The 19,091-nt window shown below is 67.2% G+C and carries 16 protein-coding genes; all 16 read left to right on the top strand.

Annotation, left to right across the window (positions count from 1 at the left end):
• Positions 1 to 56 precede the first annotated feature (56 nt).
• Positions 57 to 653 (top strand): outer membrane protein assembly factor BamE, encoded by a 597-nt coding sequence (locus JANGC3_RS30295; RefSeq protein ID WP_081612042.1) that lies wholly within the window; start codon positions 57 to 59, stop codon positions 651 to 653.
• Positions 654 to 669: 16 nt separating this feature from the next.
• A complete protein-coding gene (gene dapB / locus JANGC3_RS0126525; RefSeq protein ID WP_017879526.1) occupies positions 670 to 1,479 on the top strand; it encodes a 4-hydroxy-tetrahydrodipicolinate reductase in 810 nt (269 codons plus the stop codon).
• 19 nt (positions 1,480 to 1,498) lie between these two features.
• Entirely contained in the window at positions 1,499 to 2,188 is a 690-nt protein-coding gene (locus JANGC3_RS0126520; RefSeq protein ID WP_017879525.1) for a MotA/TolQ/ExbB proton channel family protein, read from the top strand.
• A 38-nt stretch (positions 2,189 to 2,226) separates the two neighbouring features.
• Positions 2,227 to 2,655 carry an ExbD/TolR family protein gene (locus JANGC3_RS0126515; RefSeq protein ID WP_017879524.1) on the top strand — a complete coding sequence of 143 codons (429 nt, stop codon included), beginning with the start codon at positions 2,227 to 2,229 and terminating at the stop codon, positions 2,653 to 2,655.
• 1 nt (position 2,656) lies between these two features.
• Entirely contained in the window at positions 2,657 to 2,983 is a 327-nt protein-coding gene (locus JANGC3_RS0126510) for a barstar family protein (RefSeq protein WP_017879523.1), read from the top strand.
• 372 nt (positions 2,984 to 3,355) lie between these two features.
• Positions 3,356 to 5,998 (top strand): leucine--tRNA ligase, encoded by a 2,643-nt coding sequence (gene leuS, locus JANGC3_RS0126505; protein ID WP_017879522.1) that lies wholly within the window; start codon positions 3,356 to 3,358, stop codon positions 5,996 to 5,998.
• Between the two features lie 15 nt (positions 5,999 to 6,013).
• Positions 6,014 to 6,598, top strand: a complete 585-nt coding sequence (locus JANGC3_RS0126500) for an LPS-assembly lipoprotein LptE (protein ID WP_157407044.1) — start codon at positions 6,014 to 6,016, stop codon at positions 6,596 to 6,598.
• Between the two features lie 9 nt (positions 6,599 to 6,607).
• A complete protein-coding gene (gene holA, locus JANGC3_RS0126495; protein WP_026133554.1) occupies positions 6,608 to 7,624 on the top strand; it encodes a DNA polymerase III subunit delta in 1,017 nt (338 codons plus the stop codon).
• Positions 7,625 to 7,670: 46 nt separating this feature from the next.
• On the top strand, positions 7,671 to 8,936 hold the full coding sequence (locus tag JANGC3_RS0126490; RefSeq protein WP_017879519.1) for a glutamate-5-semialdehyde dehydrogenase: 1,266 nt from the start codon (positions 7,671 to 7,673) through the stop codon (positions 8,934 to 8,936).
• A 15-nt stretch (positions 8,937 to 8,951) separates the two neighbouring features.
• Positions 8,952 to 9,383 carry a CopD family protein gene (locus JANGC3_RS0126485; protein ID WP_017879518.1) on the top strand — a complete coding sequence of 144 codons (432 nt, stop codon included), beginning with the start codon at positions 8,952 to 8,954 and terminating at the stop codon, positions 9,381 to 9,383.
• 10 nt (positions 9,384 to 9,393) lie between these two features.
• Complete coding sequence (locus JANGC3_RS0126480) at positions 9,394 to 10,008, top strand: 2-hydroxychromene-2-carboxylate isomerase (protein WP_017879517.1); 615 nt, start codon at positions 9,394 to 9,396, stop codon at positions 10,006 to 10,008.
• A gap of 112 nt (positions 10,009 to 10,120) precedes the next feature.
• Positions 10,121 to 11,335: a THUMP domain-containing class I SAM-dependent RNA methyltransferase gene (locus tag JANGC3_RS0126475; RefSeq protein ID WP_409030178.1), complete on the top strand. Its 1,215-nt coding sequence runs from the start codon at positions 10,121 to 10,123 to the stop codon at positions 11,333 to 11,335.
• A gap of 96 nt (positions 11,336 to 11,431) precedes the next feature.
• A complete protein-coding gene (locus JANGC3_RS0126470) occupies positions 11,432 to 12,718 on the top strand; it encodes a multidrug effflux MFS transporter (RefSeq protein ID WP_081612041.1) in 1,287 nt (428 codons plus the stop codon).
• A gap of 417 nt (positions 12,719 to 13,135) precedes the next feature.
• Entirely contained in the window at positions 13,136 to 15,226 is a 2,091-nt protein-coding gene (locus tag JANGC3_RS0126465) for an HDOD domain-containing protein (RefSeq protein ID WP_017879514.1), read from the top strand.
• A gap of 7 nt (positions 15,227 to 15,233) precedes the next feature.
• Positions 15,234 to 17,480, top strand: a complete 2,247-nt coding sequence (locus JANGC3_RS0126460) for a putative bifunctional diguanylate cyclase/phosphodiesterase (protein ID WP_017879513.1) — start codon at positions 15,234 to 15,236, stop codon at positions 17,478 to 17,480.
• A 6-nt stretch (positions 17,481 to 17,486) separates the two neighbouring features.
• A complete protein-coding gene (locus JANGC3_RS0126455) occupies positions 17,487 to 19,088 on the top strand; it encodes a tetratricopeptide repeat protein (RefSeq protein WP_017879512.1) in 1,602 nt (533 codons plus the stop codon).
• The last annotated feature ends 3 nt before the right edge of the window (positions 19,089 to 19,091 follow it).

The following is a 19,091-nucleotide window of genomic DNA, read 5'->3' as shown; positions in this document are numbered from 1 at the left end:
ATGTGCTTTATCATATAGCGTTTTAGCACTTCTGCTCAATCGAATTGAGGACACTTATGCGCGTAACCACGGCTTTATCGCCATCTTTGCTGCACCGTATTGCGTCAAGGACGCCACTGCTCGCCGGCCTGGTGTGCGCCGCGCTGGCGCTGTCCGGCTGCGCGGGCCGCAGCGTGCTCGGCGAGAAGCCAGCCGCGACCAAGGAAGGCGGCGCCGCCGTCGAACCGGCCAGCGGCGCGCAGACCAGCACCGTGACGCCGCTGCAAAAATTCCTGTGGGTGTTTTCGCCCTACCGTCCGGTGATTCAGCAAGGTAACTTTATTTCCGAGGAAATGCTGGCGCAGTTGAAAGTCGGCATGAGCCGCGAGCAAGTCCGCTTCATCCTCGGCACGCCCCTGCTGACCGACGTGTTCCACGGCGAGCGCTGGGACTATCCGTTCCGCCTGGCCAAGGGCAATGGCGAACTGACCACCAGCCGCGTGGTCGTCTTCTTCAAGGACGGCAAGGTCGAGCGCTTCGAGGGCGGCAACCTGCCGACCGAAAAGGAATACATCGCCCGCATCGCCGGACCGGCCCCGGCCTTGACGAGCGCGGCGCCGGCCCCGGCGGCGAAGCCGCCGACGCCCGCGCCGACGCCCGAAGTGACTAAATAATTCCTTGAGAATAGCGATGACTGAACTGAAAATTGCAATTGCCGGCGCCAGCGGACGCATGGGCCGTATCTTGATCGAAGCGATCGACCAGGCGCCCGACGCCGTGCTGGCCGGCGCTCTGGACGTGGCCGGCGCGCCCGGCATCGGCCAGGACGCCGCCGCCTTCCTCGGCAAGCCGGCCGGCGTGGCCATCGCCTCCGAGCTGGCCGAGGGCCTGGCCGGCGCCGCCTACCTGATCGACTTCACGCGCCCCGAGGGCACGCTGAAGCATGTGGCCTACTGCGCCGAGCACGGCATCAAAATGATCATCGGCACCACCGGTTTCGACGCCGCCGGCAAGGCGGCCATCGCCGCCGCCGCCGAAAAGACCGCGATCATGATGGCGCCCAACATGAGCGTAGGCGTCAACGTCACGCTCAAGCTGCTTGAAATGGCCGCCAGGAGCCTGTCCGAAGGCTACGACATTGAAATCGTCGAGGCGCACCACCGCCACAAGGTCGACGCGCCGTCGGGCACCGCGCTGCAAATGGGCGAAGTGGTGGCCGCCGCGCTCGGGCGCGACTTGCAGGAGTGCGCCGTCTACGGCCGCGAAGGCGTCACCGGCGAGCGCGACCCGTCGACGATCGGCTTTGCCACCATCCGCGGCGGCGACATCGTCGGCGACCACACCGTGCTGTTCGCCGGCATCGGCGAGCGCATTGAAATCAGCCACAAGTCGAGCAGCCGCGCCACCTACGCCCAAGGCGCGCTGCGCGCCGCGCGTTTCCTGGCGGGCAAGACCAGCGGCCTGTACGACATGCAGGACGTGCTGGCGCTGAAGCGCTAACCGCGAGCGCCGCCCGACGATGACCCCGACCCTCGACAACCATTTCAGCCTGGCGCGCTATTGGTCGCAGGGCGACGCGATCAGCCACGCGGTGGCCTACGTGTTGCTGGCGATGTCGCTGCTGAGCTGGTACCTGATCCTGTCCAAGGGCTGGAGCGCCTGGCGCATCCGCCGCAGCGCGGTCGCGTTGGACGCGTTCTGGGCCGCCCCCAGCATGGCCGACGCGGTCGCCGCGCTGACCCTGGCCGACCCGGAACAAGTCTACGCGCCGCTGGCGCAGCACGGCGCCGCGCACCTGGCGGCCGCTGGCGGCGCTTCGCTGGGCGCCGAGATGGAACCGGCCGAACAAATCACCCGGGTCCTGCGCCTGGCGATCCACCGCGGCGGCGCCCGGCTGGAAAGCGGCTTGACGCTGCTGGCCTCGATCGGCTCGACCGCGCCCTTCGTCGGCCTGCTCGGCACGGTCTGGGGCATTTACCACGCGCTGGCGGCCGTCTCCAGCGCCGGCGTGGTGCAGATCGACAAGATCGCCGGACCGGTCGGCGAGGCGTTGGTGATGACCGGCATCGGCTTGTCGGTGGCGATTCCCGCCGTGCTGGCCTACAACGGCTTGAACCGCGTCAACCGCCTGACCCTGGCCGAGCTGGACGCGTTCGCGCACGACCTGCACGCCTACCTGACCAGCGGCGCCCGCGCCCGGCGGCACTAACCGGCGCCCGCCGGCATTCGCGTAGAGGAGGAGGCACGATGTCTTTTGGCAGCTTCAACCACCACCGGCAGCAGCCGCTGATGGCCGACATCAACGTCACGCCGATGGTCGACGTGATGCTGGTGCTACTGGTGATTTTCATCATCTCGGCGCCGATGTTCACGCACGCGGTCAAGCTTGAGCTGCCGCGCGCCCAGGCCGCCGCCGCGCCGCGGAACCCCGGCGCCACCGTCACCCTGGCGATCGACGCCGCCGGCACCGTGTTCTGGGACAACGACGCGCTCACCCCGGCCGAGCTGGGGGCGCGCCTGGCGCGGGCCGCCGCCCTGCCGGCGCAACCGGAACTGCAGCTGCGCGCCGACAAGGCCACCCGCTACGAAGCGGTGGCGCAAGTCATGGCGGCGGCCCAGTCCAACGGCCTGAGCAAACTGAGTTTTGTCACCGACCCCAACAAAGAAAAGAAATAATATGCCAAGCGCCATACTCAACGGCAGTGCCATCACCGACTGGACCAGCTTCCACGAACAATGCAAGCGCGCCCTCGGCTTTCCCGAGTTTTACGCCGACACCATGGACGCCTGGGTCGACTGCCTGAGCTACCTGCGCGACGAGGACGGCATGACGCAATTCCTGCTCAAGGCCGACGAAACGCTGGAAATCGTGGTGCGGGACGCCGAGGCGATGCGCCTGCAAGTGCCGGACATCCTCGAGGAAGTGACTTTTTGCATCGCCGGCATCAACGAACGCTACGAGGACTACGGCGAAAAACCGGCGCTGAAGCTGGTATTGCGCTGAACCCCGCGAGATTTTCGTAGGTCGGCTTAGCCCATCGGGCGTAACCCGACTGGCGTCGGCAGCGGCCCGGCGTCGGATGACGCGTTCGGCTAATCCGGCCGACGATTCTCGATCAGCCCGACCTGCTTGCCGTACGGGTCGAGCAGCTCGGCCACGCGGATGCCTTCGCATAAATCATCGTGCGCAGTCCTTTGATCATCTCGTTCCCCGTTTGATGGTTGAAAACCCCACGCTGCCATCGAATCCGCGCAAGCAATTGGAAAATAAACAAGAGTGCGCCGGCCGCGGGGCGGCCAGCCAGGCATCGACCTGCTATCGGGGCGCATGAACCCAGTATAATGCTTGGTTCATATTCACTTTTGGCCGCACATCATGCAAGATAAATATAGTCCCGCCGACGTCGAACAAGCCGCCCAATCGCACTGGAAGGCGATCGACGCCTACAAAGCCGTCGAGCACGACCCGCGTTTCCCGAAGGGCAAGTACTACGCTTGCTCGATGCTGCCTTACCCTTCGGGCAAGCTGCACATGGGCCACGTGCGCAACTATACGATCAACGACGTGATGTACCGCTACCTGCGCATGAACGGCTACAACGTGCTGATGCCGATGGGCTGGGACGCCTTCGGCATGCCGGCCGAAAACGCCGCGATGGCCAACAACGTGCCGCCGGCGCAGTGGACCTATTCGAACATCGCCCACATGAAGCAGCAGATGGAGTCGATGGGCCTGGCGATCGACTGGTCGCGCGAAATGACCGCCTGCACCCCCGAATACTACAAGTGGAACCAGTGGATGTTCCTGAAGATGCTGGAAAAAGGCATCATCTACAAGAAGACCGGCACCGTCAACTGGGACCCGGTCGACCAGACCGTGCTGGCCAACGAGCAGGTCGTCGACGGCTGCGGCTGGCGTTCCGGCGCGCCGATCGAGAAGCGCGAAATTCCGATGTACTACGCCCGCATCACCGACTACGCCGAGGAGCTGCTGGCCTACGTCGACGACAAGCTGCCGGGCTGGCCGGAGCGCGTGCGCACCATGCAGACCAACTGGATCGGCAAGTCGACCGGCGTGCGCTTCGCCTTCCCGCACCAAATCGCCGACGCCGACGGCGCCCTGATCGGCGAGGGCAAGCTGTACGTCTTCACCACCCGCCCCGACACCGTCATGGGCGTGACCTTCTGCGCCGTGGCGCCGGAGCACGCGCTGGCCGCGCACGCCGCGCAAAGCAACCCGGCGCTGGCCGCCTTCATCGCCGAGTGCAAGCTCGGTAGCGTGATCGAGGCCGACATGGCGACGATGGAGAAGAAGGGCATGCCGACCGGCCTGTTGGTCACCCATCCGCTGACCGGCGCCCAGGTCGAGGTGTGGGTCGGCAACTACGTCTTGATCACCTACGGCGACGGCGCCGTCATGGGCGTGCCGGCGCACGACGAGCGCGACTTCCTGTTCGCCCAAAAATACGCGCTGCCGATCAAGCAGGTAATCGCCGTCGAAGGCAAGCAATACTCGACCGACGCCTGGCGGGAATGGTACGGCGACAAGGACAGCGGCGTCTGCGTCGACTCCGGCAAATACGACGGCTTGCATTACGCCGCCGCCGTCGACGCCGTCGCGGCCGACCTGGCCGAACGCGGCCTGGGCGAGAAGAAAACCACCTTCCGCCTGCGCGACTGGGGCATTTCGCGCCAGCGCTACTGGGGCACGCCGATCCCGATGATCCATTGCGCCGACTGCGGCGTGGTGCCGGTGCCGGAAAAAGACTTGCCGGTGATCCTGCCGGAAGACTGCGTGCCGGACGGCAGCGGCAACCCGCTCAATAAATACGAAGCCTTCCTGCAGTGCGACTGTCCGCAGTGCGGCAAGCCGGCGCGCCGCGAAACCGACACGATGGACACCTTTGTCGATTCGTCGTGGTACTACATGCGCTACACCTCGCCGGGCAGCAAGGACGCCATGGTCGACGCGCGCAACGACTACTGGATGCCGATGGACCAGTACATCGGCGGTATCGAGCACGCCGTCATGCATCTGCTGTACGCGCGCTTTTGGACCAAGATCATGCGCGACTTCGGCCTGGTCAAGTTCGACGAGCCCTTCGTCAACCTGCTGACGCAGGGCATGGTGCTGAACGAAACCTACTTCCGCCAGGAAGCGTCCGGCAAGAAGGTCTGGTTCAATCCGGCCGACATCGACCTGACGCTGGACGACAAGGGCCGAGCGCAAGGCGCGACGCTGAAGTCCGACGGCCAGCCGGTGCAGATCGGCGGCACCGAGAAGATGTCGAAGTCGAAGAACAACGGCATCGACCCGCAGGCGCAGATCGAGCAGTACGGCGCCGATACCGCGCGCCTGTTTACGATGTTCGCCTCGCCGCCGGAGCAGACGCTGGAATGGTCGGGCAGCGGCGTCGAGGGCGCCAACCGCTTCCTGCGCCGGGTTTGGGCCTACAGCTACGCCCAGGCGCCGCGCATTGCGATGGCGCTGGCCTCGGCCCCGGCGGGCGCCGCCAGCGACGCGCAGAAAACCCTGCGCCGCGAATTGCACAAGATCTTGCAGCAGGCCGACTACGACTTGAAGCGCATCCAGTACAACACCGTGGTGTCGGCCTGCATGAAGATGCTCAACACGCTGGAGTCGGCCAAGCTCGACGACGGCGCCGCCTCGGCCGCGCTGGTGGCCGAGGGCCTGGCGATCTTCCTGCGCCTGTTGAACCCGGTCGCGCCGCACATCACCCATGTGCTGTGGCAAGAGCTGGGCTACGCCGGCGTGCATGGCGACATCCTCAACGCGCCGTGGCCGCAGGTCGACCCGGCCGCGCTGGAACAGGCCGAGATCGAGATGATGATCCAGGTGAACGGCAAGCTGCGCGGCTCGATCACCGTTGCCAAGGGCGCCGACAAGGCCAGCATCGAAGCGGCCGCGCTGGCCTGCGAGAGCGTGCAGAAGTACATTGACACCCCGCCGAAGAAGATCATCGTCGTGCCGGGCAAATTAATCAGCATTGTGGTGTAGACGATGAGCGCTTTCATGACGATCCAACGGGCCCGCGTGGCGGGCTTGATGTTGCTGGCGGCGCTGGCGCTGTCGGCCTGCGGCTTCCACCTGCGCGGCGCGAACGGCAGCTTCAACCTGCCGTTCGCGACGCTGTTTATCACGCTGCCGAAATTGTCGCCGCTGGCGATCGACTTGAAGCGCAACATCCGCGTCAATGGCGGCACCGAGATCCTCGAGGCGCGCGACGGCGCCGACGGCATCATCGACGTGTTGAGCGATCCGGACACCACCCGCGGCAAGACCATCCTGTCGCTGAGCAACAACGGCCGGGTCCGCGAGTACCAGCTCAGCTACACCATTGTGTTCCGCGTGCTCGACCGCCAGGGCACCGAGTTGCTGGGGCCGACGACGATTTCGCTGACGCGGCCGATCAGCTTCAACGAGTCGCAACTGCTGGCCAAGGAAACCGAAGAGGCGCTGCTGTACCGCGACATGAAGTCCGACATGGTGCAGCAGATGATGCGCCGCATCGCCGCCGTCAAGCTGGCGCTGCCGGCGATGTCGGTGCCGCCGGCCGCGTCGGCGGCCGCGGCACCCGCCGCCGCGGTCAAGCCATAGGACGGCGCCATGCAATTGCGGGTTGAAGCGCTGGACGGCCATTTGGGCAAACCGCTGGCGCAGTTGTACGTGATCAGCAGCGACGAGCATTTGCTGGCGCTGGAGGCGGCCGACAAGATCCGCCGCGCCGCCCGCGCCAACGGCTACTCCGAGCGCGAGGTGCTGACCGTCGAGCGCAGTTTCAAGTGGGGCGAGCTGCTGGCGGCGAACCAGGCGCTGTCGCTGTTCGGCGACAAGAAGCTGATCGAGCTGCGCATCCCGACCGGCAAGCCGGGCAAGGACGGCGGCGCGGCACTGCAAAGCTACGCCAAGGACCTGAGCCCGGACAACCTGACGCTGATCACGCTGCCCAAGCTGGACTGGGCCACGCAGAAGGCGGCCTGGGTCGCCAGCCTGCAGCAGGCCGCCGTGTATATCGAGATCGCGCCGGTCGAGCGCGCCCACCTGCCGAACTGGATCGCCGGGCGCCTGTCGGCCCAGGGCCAAAGCGCCGAGCGCCACAGCATCGACTTTATCGCCGACCGGGTCGAGGGCAACCTGCTGGCGGCGCACCAGGAGATCCAGAAACTGGGCCTGCTGCACGAGCCGGGCAAACTCAGTTACGAGCAGGTGCAGGACGCGGTGCTGAACGTGGCGCGCTACGACGTCTTCAAGCTCAGCGAGGCGATGCTGTCGGGCGACCCGGCGCGCCTGGTGCGCATGCTCGAAGGCTTGAAGGGCGAGGGCGAGGCGCTGCCGCTGGTGCTGTGGGCGGTGTCCGAGGAAATCCGCACGCTGTTAAAATTGAAGGCCGGGATGGCGCAGGGCCGCCCGCTCGGCGCGCTGCTCAAGGAATACCGCATCTGGGGACCGCGCGAGCGCATGATGGACCCGGCGCTGCGGCGCATTTCGCTGCCGACGCTGGAGGCGGCGCTGCGGCAGGCGGCGCAGGTGGACAAGATGATCAAGGGGCTGCGCGCCAAGGCTTACGCCGGCGACGCCTGGGACGCAATGCTACAACTGGCGCTGAAGGTGGCGCGCGGTTGATGGACAATCAGCGCGAACAATCAGCGCGAAGGATAAGGCAATGACGATGAACATCACTGAGTACATGGAACAGGTCGGCCAACAGGCGCGCGCCGCCTCGCGGGCGATGGCCAAGGCCGACAGCGCCACGCGCAACCGCGCGCTGACGCTGATCGCCGCGGCGATCGTGCGCGACGCCGACCTGCTGCGCGAAGCCAACCGCCTCGACCTCGCGGCGGCGCGCGCCAACGGCCTGGCGCCGGCCATGTTGGACCGCCTGACGCTGTCGGACGGCGCCATCGCCACGATGGTGGAAGGTTTGCGGCAGATCGTCGCGCTGGCCGACCCGATCGGCGAGATCAGCGGTATGAAATTTCGCCCGAGCGGCATCCAGGTTGGCCAGATGCGGGTGCCGCTGGGCGTCATCGGCATCATTTACGAGGCCCGTCCGAACGTGACGGTGGACGCCGCCGGCCTGTGCATCAAGAGCGGCAACGCGACCATTTTGCGCGGCGGCTCCGAGGCGATCCATTGCAACCGCGCGCTGGCCAAGCTGGTCAAGGAGGGCCTGGCCGGCGCCGGACTGCCGGAGAACGCGGTGCAGGTGGTCGACACCACCGACCGCGCCGCCGTCGGCGCCCTGATCACCATGCCGCAATACGTCGACGTCATCGTGCCGCGCGGCGGCAAGGGCTTGATCGCGCGCTTGATGGCAGAGGCGACGGTGCCGATGATCAAGCACCTGGACGGCATCTGCCACGTCTACATCGACGCCAAGGCCGACCTGGCCAAGGCGCTGGCGATCGCCTTCAACGCCAAGTGCCAGCGCTACGGCACCTGCAACACCATGGAAACGCTGCTGGTGGCGCGGGCGATCGCGCCGCAGGTGTTGCCCAAGCTGGCCGAGCTGTACCTGGCCAAGCAGGTCGAGCTGCGCGCCGACCCGGAGGCGCACGCGCTGCTGGCCGGCTACCCGCACCTGGCCGCGGCCGGCGAGGCCGACTGGAGCACCGAGTACCTGGCGGCGATCCTGTCGGTCAAGGTGGTGGCCGGCATCGACGAGGCGATCGACCATATCGACGCGTATTCGTCCAAGCACACCGAGGCCATCGTCACCGAGGACTACAGCGCCGCCATGCGCTTCCTGCGCGAGGTCGATTCGGCCTCGGTGATGGTGAACGCCTCGACGCGCTTCGCCGACGGCTTCGAATACGGCCTGGGCGCCGAAATCGGCATCTCGAACGACAAATTGCACGCGCGCGGGCCGGTCGGCCTGGACGGCCTGACGTCGCTGAAATACGTGGTGTTCGGCCACGGCGAAGTGCGCACATAACCACGCGGGACAGCCATGCTCTGGATTAAAGCTTTACACATCGTTTTCGTCACCAGCTGGTTCGCCGGGCTGTTTTACCTGCCGCGCATCTTCGTCAACCTGGCGCAGGAAAGCGACACCGTGACCACCGAGCGGCTGCTGCTGATGGCGCGCAAGCTGTACCGCTTCATGGGCATGCTGGCGCTGCCGGCGCTGGCGCTCGGCCTGGTGCTGCTGTGGATGCAGTACGGCGGCGCCGCCGCCGGCATGAAGATGCCGGCCTGGATGCACGCCAAGCTGGCCTTCGTGGTCCTGGCGCTGGGCTACCACCACGCCTGCGGCGCGATTTTGAAAAAGTTCGAGAACGGCGTCAACCAGCGCAGCCATGCCTGGTTCCGCTGGTTCAACGAAGTGCCGGTGGTGCTGTTGCTGGCGATCGTCGTGCTGGTGGTCGTCAAGCCTTTCTGATCGGAGCAGCATGAGCAAAATTTGCCAGTATTTTTTCGCCCCGCAGTCGCCGTGGACCTATCTGGGGCACGCGCGCATGGTGGCCATGGCCAAGCGGCACGGCGTGCAAATCGAGGTGCGGCCCTTCGACCTGGGCAAGGTGTTCAGCCTGTCGGGCGGTCTGCCGCTGGCCAAGCGCGCGCCGCAGCGCCAGGCCTACCGCCTGGCCGAGCTGGCGCGCTGGTCGGCGTTCCTGCAAATGCCGCTGAATCCGCAGCCGAAGTTTTTCCCGGTCTCGCCGGACGCCGCCGCCAAGCTGATCATCGCCACCCGGCTGGCGCTGGGCGTCGAGGTGGCGCTGGAACTGTCGCAGGCGATCATGCGCGGCCTGTGGGCCGAGGAGCGCAACATCGGCGACGACGAGTCGCTGGTGCAGATCGCCAATAGCTGCGAGCTGGACGGGCGCATGCTGCTGAAGTCGTCGCAGACCGCCAGCGTGCAGGCCGAGTACGACCGCAACACCGAGGACGCCAGCGCGGCCAGCGTGTTCGGCTCGCCGTGGTACGTCTTCGACGGCGAAGGCTACTGGGGCCAGGACCGCCTGGACTTCCTGGAACGCGCCTTCGCCGGCGACGTGGACAAGTAATCTGCCCTTGTTTTGTTTTTTTTGATGTGCGGCGCAGCGTCTGGTCGCGCCCCGGTATTTTTTACCGCGGCAGTTTTTTGTTTTTTTGTTTTCAACGGATAAAAGGTACACCATGGCTTCATATTTTTGCCCATGCCCGCGCGGCATGGAAGCGGCGCTGGCCGAGGAACTGGGCGAGATCGCCCAGCAGGCAGGCGCGACCCTGAAGGTGCACAACCAGGTACCCGGCGGCGTGCATTGCTCCGGCGACCTGACCGACGCCTACCGCGTCAACCTGCATTCGCGCATCGCCTCGCGCGTGCTGATGCGCATGGCCCATGCGGGCTACAAGAATGAAAACGACATCTACGACCTGGCGCTGGCGCAGCCGTGGGAAGACTGGTTCGGCGTGCACCACACGATCCGCGTCGACGTCACCGCCGTCAAATCGCCGCTGCGCAGCCTGGAGTTCACCACGCTGAAGATCAAGGACGCGATTTGCGACCGCTTCCGCGACCAGTGCAACGAGCGCCCGTCGGTCAACACCAAGACGCCGGACATGCGTATCGTCGGCTTCCTCGACGCGCACACCTTCACGCTGTACCTCGACACCTCGGGCGAGGCCCTGTTCAAGCGCGGCTGGCGCGAAGAGACCGGCGACGCGCCGCTGCGCGAAAACCTGGCCGCCGGCCTGCTGCGCGTGTCCGGCTGGAAGCCGGGCATGGTGCTGTTCGACCCGATGTGCGGTTCCGGCACCATCCTGGCCGAAGCGGCGCAGATGGTGCAGGGCATTCCGCCCGGCGCCAGCCGCCAGTTCGCCTTCGAGAATTTCAACGGCTTCAAGCCGCAGCCGTGGCAAGACCTGAAAAACGCCATCAAGGCGAACCCGCTGCCGCTGGAACCGACCATTTTCGGCAGCGACATCTCGGGCGACATGGTGGCGATGACGCGCCACAACCTGCGCTGCGCCGGCGTGGTGTTCGAGGTTCCGCTCAAGCAGATCGAGGCGCAGGAAGTCAAGCCGCCGAGCGAGCTCGCCGGCATCATGCTGACCAACCCGCCGTACGGCGAGCGTATCGGCGTGCGCGGCGACAGCACGCTGCCGGAAGACGAGTTGTCGAGCGCGTTCTACTCGGCCATGGGCACCACGCTGAAGCAGCGCTTCGCCGGCTGGACCGTGTTCCTGTTTACCGCCGACCTGGGCCTGCCGCGCCTGCTGCGCTTGAAAGAGGCGCGCAAAACGCCGTTCTTCAACGGCGCGTTGGAATGCCGCCTGTTCCGCTTTGACATGGTGGCCGGTTACAACCGCCGCGAGGAAGCCAAACCGAAGGGCCCGGCCGCGGGCTGACGCCGTGGCGGCGCGGGCCGGGTCGGCAGCCCGGCCTGCCGCCGCCAGCCCCCCCATACCAGCGACCCCCGGCACGCCCGGCTTACCAGGATTCCCATGTTCCCCACTCCCACGCCGAACATTCCCGCCGATCCGGTGACGCCGGTGCCGCCGCCGCCGCCCAGCCACATGGCGCCGCTCAGCGGCGTCGCGCTGGCGACCATGCTGGCGCTGCTGGCCATGCTCGGGCCGTTCTCGATCGACACCTACCTGCCGGCCTTTCCGGCCATCCAGGCTTCGCTCAACGCCAGCGCCATCGAGGTGCAGCAGTCGCTCACCGTCTACATGCTGGCCTTCGCCGGCATGGTGCTGTGGCACGGCGCGCTGTCGGACTCGTTCGGCCGGCGCAATCTGATTTTGATCTCGCTGGCGCTGTTCGCCATCGGCACGCTGGGCTGCGCGGCCGCCAGCACCGTGCATTACCTGTGGGCGTTCCGGGTGCTGCAGGGCGTTTCCGCCGGGGCCGGCGTGGTGGTCGGGCGCGCCATTATCCGCGACCTGTATTCGGACGCGCCGGCGGCGCGCCTGCTGTCGATGGTGACGATGATTTTTTCGATCGCGCCGGCCATCGCCCCGATCATGGGCGGCTGGATCGTCAAGCTGCTGGACTGGCGGGCGATCTTCCTGTTCCTGTTCGCCTACACCCTGATCCTGCTGTGGTTTTGCTACAAGCGGCTACCGGAAACGCTGCCGCCGCACCTGCGCCAGCCGTTCAACCCGCACTACATCGCGCGCAACTACCGGCAGATCCTGAGCGCGCCGCTGTTCCACATGAAGGCCGGCGTCACCGCCTTCAATTTCGCCGGCCTGTTCCTGTTCATCACGGCCGCGCCGGTGATGCTGCCGCGGCATCTGCACCTCGGCCCCGACCAGTTCGGCTGGCTGTTCATCCCCGCCGTCAGCGGCATCTTCCTCGGCGCGCTGGCGGCCAACCGCCTGGCCGGCTCGATCACCTTGGTGCGGCAGATCGGCATCGGCTTCGCCCTGCTGCTGGGCGCCGCCGTCTGCAACGTCGGCTACCACCTGTTGTTCGCGCCGTCGCTGCCGTGGTCGGTCGCACCGCTGTTCTTCTACACCTTCGGCATGTCGCTGGTCACGCCCGGCGCGACGATGCTGGCGATGGACCTGTTTCCGCACATCCGCGGCACCGTCGCGTCGTGCCAGTCGTTCGCGCAGACGCTGCTGGGCGCGCTGGTGGCCGGCGTCATCGCGCCGTTCCTGTCGCACTCGGTGCTGTGGCTGGCGGCGGGCCAACTGGCCTGCGCGGCGATCTCGCTGGCGCTGTGGATCGCCTCGCGGCTGTTCCGCGAACGCTGGCGCAAGGACGTCGCGGCGCCGTTTTAACGCCGCTCGGCCAGGCTTGCGCCGGTCGGATTGGCAAAGCGTCGTCCGCCGCCGAGCCGCCGCCGGCGCCGGTCGGGTGACGCCCTGGCGGGCTAACCCGACCTGCGACAATCTTGGAGGGCTGATGTCCTTGGTTCGAGCCACTTCACGGTACGAATGGGTATAGGGAAATGCTCAACTAGTTTTTCTTATTTGCAAGTTATTCTGCGCTTTATGCTAATATCACTTTTTTGTCGAATCGGCTCGCACTAACAAAACAGCCGCTTCAGCTGAGTTCCAGAGTCAACCAACGTGGCTGCGCTGCGCCGTTCCAGCGCACCTCCGATCCGACCCTCTCTTTTGGCGGCTGTGCTTGATACGATGCATCATTCAGACCAAGATATTCGCAATCGCCTGCTGATTGCCCGCCTGCCGGCGATGCCCCAGATACTCATCAAGCTGATCGAGCACCTGCAGGCCGACGACGCCGGCATGCCGGAGCTGGCCGCGCTGATCGCCAAGGACGCCGGCATGACCAGCAAGATCCTGGCGGTGGCCAACAGCTCGGCCTACCACCGGCCCGGCCGCAGCGTCGGGTTGGAGCAGTCGCTGGTGTCGCTGGGCACCGACATGATCAAGACCCTGGTCATCAGCGAATCGGTGTTCCAGACCTTCAGCAGCTTCCCCCACTCCGGCAGCACCGACCTGCGCGGCTTCTGGAAAACCTCGCTGACGGCGGCCGTCATCGCCCGCGACATCGCCAAGGCGATGGACTACCCGCACGTCGAGGAAGCCTACCTGGCCGGGCTGCTGCACAACGTCGGCCGGCTGGCGCTGCTGGCCACCGCGCCCAAGGAATACGCCGTCAACTTCATGGCGCGCGACGACGAGGCGCTGTGCGCGGTCGAGCAGCGCACGCTGCAAATCACCCATTCCGAAGCCGGCGCCTGGCTCATCGAGCGCTGGCACCTCGACTCCTTCCTGGCCGACAGCGTGCTGTACCACCACGAACCGGCCGCGCGGCTGGAGTCGGCCCACCCGCTGATCCGCATCGTGCGCCTGGCGCATCTGCTGTGCTGCCACCGCGACGAGCAGGGCGCCATCGACGACGCCGTGCGCCTGTGCGGCCTGGACCGGGAGCGGCTGGCGGCGGTCGTCCAGACGGCCGCGCGGCAGGTCGCCAAGGCGGCCGACCAGCTTGGCATCGACCTGAGCGGCGCCGACGACGTGGTGGCGCCGCCGGCCTGCGCGGCGGCGCCGCCCGACCCGGTGCAGCAGCGCCTGTCGGAAGAGGTGCGCAACATGGTGCTGGTGTCGGAAATGGGCCAGACCTTCGCCCGCCAGCAGGGCGAGGCCGGGCTGCTGGACTCGATCACCCGCTCGGCGCGCATCCTGTTTGATTTCGACGCCACCGTGGTGCTGCTGGAAAACCCGACCGGCCACGCGCTGGTCGGCGCCGCCGGCGGCGAGCAGCAGCAACGCCTGGCCGAGTTCGCGGTGCCGCTGGCCGGGGGCGGGCCGCTGGCCGGCGCCGCGCTGCAGCGCCGCCTGGCCTGCGTCGGCCGCGGCGACGCCGCCCTGGGCATCGCCGAGGAGCAGTTGCTGCGCATCCTGGCCAGCGACACCCTGGTGTGCCTGCCGCTGGTGGCCGGGCAACGCTGCCTGGGTCTGCTGGTCGGCGGCGCGCGGGCCTGGCAGGTGCCGGGCTACCTGAAGCGCGAGCGCTTCCTGCAAGCGTTCGGCCACCAGGCCGCCGCCGCGCTGGAGACGGCGATGAGCGAGCGCGGCCACGCGCGCCGGCAACTCGCCCACGTCGCCGAGGAGTACCGCGAGGCGTCGCGCCGCGTGGTGCACGAGGTGAACAACCCGCTGTCTATCATCAAGAACTATTTGAGCGTGCTCGACAGCAAGCTGGCGCGGCAGGAGCCGGTGCTTGGCGAAATGGCCATTTTGAACGAGGAAATCGACCGCGTCGGCCAACTGGTCGGCGGACTGGCCGACCTGCAGCCGAGCGAGACGGCGCGCGCCACCGACGCGGCGCGGGTGGCGGCCGAGGTGCTGCGCCTGTTCCGCGCCACCGACTTCGTGCCCGCCTCGGTGCAGATCGTCGCGCGCATGCACGACCAGCCGGCCGAGGTCGAGGCCGACGCCGACATGCTCAAGCAGGTGCTGGTGAACCTGGTCAAGAACGCGGTCGAGGCGATGCCGGCCGGCGGCACGGTGGAAATTGCCAACCGCGGCCACGTCAACCGCGAACGCCGCCTGTACCTGGAACTGTGCGTCAGCGACACCGGCCCGGGCCTGTCGGCCGAGGTGCTGGCCAACCTGTTCGCGCCGGTGCGCAGCGCCAAGGACGGCGCCCACCACGGCCTCGGCCTGTCCATCGTGCACGGCCTGGTCAAGAAAATGCAGGGCATGATCAGCTGCCGCAGCGGCCGCAACGGTACCTCGTTTGAAATCCTGCTGCCCGCGCGCAGCGGCAACAGCCAACCGTCCGGCGTGCACACGCGGGCGATGGACCCAGTTTAAGGCCAGAATGAACGCGAACCCCGCCGGCGCCGCCGCCACGCACCCCGCCGCCGCGACGCCGCACGGTTTCGACACCGAACACTGCGCCCGCATCCTGCTGGTCGACGACGAACCGCGGCTGCTGTCCTCGCTCTACGAACTGCTGCGTGGACGCGACTACCAGCTCGTCACCGCCACCTGCGGCGGCGAGGCGCTGGCCGAGCTGGGCAAGCTGCGCTTCGACCTGATCCTGCTCGACCTGCGCCTGCCCGACATGAGCGGCCACGAGATCATGGACTACATGAACAGCCGCGGCATCGAGGGCGACGTCATCGTCATGAGCGGCGAGGTCGGCATCGAGGCGGCGATCGGCGCCCTGAAGCGCGGCGCCTACGACTACCTGCGCAAACCCTACAGCCGCGAGGAGCTGCTGAAGACGGTCGACAACGCGCTGCAAAAGCGCAAGCTGGCGATCGAGAACGAGCGCATCGCCTCGCAGCTGGAAAACTCCGAGCGCATGTACCGCTACCTGGTCGACAGCTCGCCGGACATCATCTACACGCTCAACCATGACGGGCGTATCACCTACGTCAACGACCGCGTCCAGCAATTGCTCGGCTTCAGCCGCGAGGAGCTGATCGGCAAGCACTATACGACCCTGGTGCACGACGAGGACCAGGAGCGCGCGCGCTATGCCTTCAACGAGCGCCGGCTCGACGAGCGCGCCTCGCGCAACGTCGAGCTGCGCCTGAAATGCCGCAACGGCAACGGCGCCGACCGCACCTTCAGCAATACCCTGATGATGATCGGCCTGAACGCCATCGGCATGCACGCGCCGCCGCTGGGCGCCAAGAAGGCGGAGCTGTTCGGCACCTACGGCGTGGCGCGCGACATCACCGACCGCAAGCGCGCCGAGGAGGTGATTTCCTACCAGGCCTACCACGACATCCTGACCGACCTGCCGAACCGCATGCTGTTCAAGGACCGGCTCGGCCTGGCGGTGATCCAGGCCAAGCGCAAGCTGAGCGAGCTGGCGGTGATGTTCATCGACCTGGACCGCTTCAAGCTGGTCAACGACACGCTCGGCCACGTCAAGGGCGACGAGCTGTTGCAGCAGGTGGCGCAGCGCCTGAAGGATTGCCTGCGCCGCGGCGACACGCTGGCGCGCCAGGGCGGCGACGAGTTCACCATCGTGCTGCCGGAGCTGCGCGACCGCGAGGACGCCAAGCTGATCGCCGACAAATTCCTCGACAGCCTGCAGCGGCCGTTCGACCTGGACGGCCACCAGGTGCATATTTCGGCGAGCATCGGCATCGCCATCTACCCGGGCGACGGCGAGGGCATCGACGAGCTGCTGCGCCACGCCGACATCGCCATGTACCAGGTCAAGGCGCTCGGCAAGAACGGCCACAGCTTCTACCACACGTCGATGCTGGACGTGTCGCACCAGAAGATCGCGCTGGAGCAAAGCCTGCGCAAGGCGCTCGAGCTGAACCAGCTGGAAATGTACTACCAGCCGCAGATCGACGTGGCGAGCGGGCGCATCATCGGCGCCGAGGGCCTGATGCGCTGGAACCACCCGCAGCGCGGCCTGCTGTCGGCCGGCGAGTTCCTGCCGTTCGCCGAGGAAAACGGCTTGATGCTGCCGATCTCCGACTGGATGCTGGGCGCGCTGTGCCGCGACCTGTTGCAATGGAACGCCGCCGGCGGCGAGGACATCCGCCTGTCGCTGAACGTCTCGCCGCAGTACCTGGACCGCGGCGACTTCTTCGAGAAGATGCGCGGCGCGCTGATACGCTACGGTATCTCGCCGGCGCAGATCGAAGTCGAGATCACCGAGAACATTTGCATCCGCAACCCGCAGTACGCGATCGAACAGCTCAACAAACTGTGCCAGCTGGGCGTCTCGGTGGCCATCGACGATTTCGGCACCGGCTATTCGTCGCTGTCCTACCTGCACCGCTTTCCCATCCACACGATCAAGATCGACCAATCCTTCGTCAAGGAAATCCACGACGAGCACGGCCACTTCCCGGTGATTTTGGCGATCATTTCAATCGCCCGCGGGCTCGGCCTGCACCTGATCGCCGAGGGCGTCGAGACCGAGGTGCAGGCGCGCTACCTGCAGGCCAACGGCTGCAGCACGATGCAGGGCTATCTGTACCACCGGCCCATCTCGCTGGACGATTTCATCGACGTCTTGCAGCAGCAGCGCCGACCCGCCGCCGCCGCCGCCGCCGCCGCCGCGGCGCGGCACTTGGCGGCCAAGGCTTAAGCGGCGATGCCGAACCCGAGCGCCAGCGTGGCCGAGGCCGCCGCCAGCGGCCACTTCACCGCCGAATTGCTGCGCGTCAAGGCGTTGGCCGAGCGCGGCGTCGCCAACGCCCAGCACAGCCTGGGCTTCATGTACTTCAACGGCCAGGGCGCGGCGCAGGACTACGCGGCGGCCGTGGCCTGGTACCGGCGCGCCGCGGCGCAGGGCTTGGAGCACGCCCAATACAACCTCGGCGTAATGTGCCAAAAGGGCCAGGGCGTCGAGCAGAGTTACGAACAGGCGGCGCACTGGTACGGGCAGGCCGCCGAGCAGGGTTACGCGGCGGCGCAGTACAACCTGGGCTGGTTGCACGCCAAGGGCCACGGCGTGGCGCAGGACAGCGCGCTGGCGATGCACTGGTTCAGCAAGGCGGCCGAGCAGGGCGACGCCGGCGCGCAAAACAACCTGGGCATGATGTACGACAACGGCAAGGGCGTGCCGCGGGACTTGAACCTGGCCGTCGCCTGGTACCGCAAGGCGGCCGAGCAGGGCCACGCGCGCGCCCAGTTCAACCTGGCGCTGCGCTACGACAACGGGCAGGGCGTGGCGCCAGACCGCCAGCAGGCCACGGCCTGGTTCCGCAAGGCCGCCGAGCAGGGTTACGCGCCGGCCCAGTTCAACCTGGCGCTGCGCCACGACAAGGGCGCCGACCCTCTGCTGGAACGGGACAGCGAGCAGGCGATCCTGTGGTACCGGCGCGCCGCCGAGCAGGGCCACGCCAGCTCGCAGTTCAACCTCGGCCTGATCTTCGACAACGGCCAGGGCGTGCCGCGCGACGAGTTCAAGGCGCAGCAATGGTATCGCCAGGCGGCCGGGCAGGGCCACGCGGCGGCGCAGAACAACCTCGGCCTGCACTACGAGCACGGCCAGGGCGTGGCGCAAGACTACGGCCAGGCCCAGCTGTGGTATCGCAAGGCCGCCGAGCAGGGCTTCGCGGCCGGGCAATACCACCTCGGCCTGCTGTACGAGCACGGCTACGGCCTGCCGGCCGACCCGCAGGAGGCGGTGTTCTGGTACCGCAAGGCGGCCGACCAGGGCCACCCGCGGGCCCAGTTCGACCTCGGCCTGCGCTATGCAACCGGGCAGGGCGTGCCGCGCGACGCGCGCCTGGCGCTGGCCTGGTACCGCCGCGCCGCCGAGCAGGACTACGCCGCCGCGCAATACATGCTGGCGCTGCTGCACGACCAGGACGACGGCCCGGCGCCGGACGGCGCCCAGGCGCACGCGTGGTTCCGCAAGGCCGCCGAGCAAGGCCACACGCAGGCGCAGTTCGCCCTTGGCCTGCGCTACGACAACGGCCAAGGTGTACCGCAAGACTACGCGGCGGCCCACTGTTGGTACCTCAAGGCGGCCCAGCAGGGGCACGCGCGGGCCCAGCTCAACCTGGGGCTGATGTACGCCAGCGGCCAGGGCGCGCCGGCCGACCCGCTGCAAGCCTACCTGTGGCTGTCGCTGGCCGACAAGGGCGGCGCCCACGGCGCCGCCAAGTTCATCCGGCAGGCGGCGGCGCGCATGGGCGCCGCCGAGCTGGCGCAGGCGCAGCAGCGCCTGGAACTGCTGCCGGGCTAAGGC

The sequence above is a fragment of the Janthinobacterium sp. CG3 genome (assembly GCF_000344615.1).
Lineage (GTDB): Bacteria > Pseudomonadota > Gammaproteobacteria > Burkholderiales > Burkholderiaceae_D > Janthinobacterium.
The sequence above is the reverse complement of the archived record's forward strand: the minus strand, read 5'-3'. Positions and strand labels throughout refer to the sequence as shown.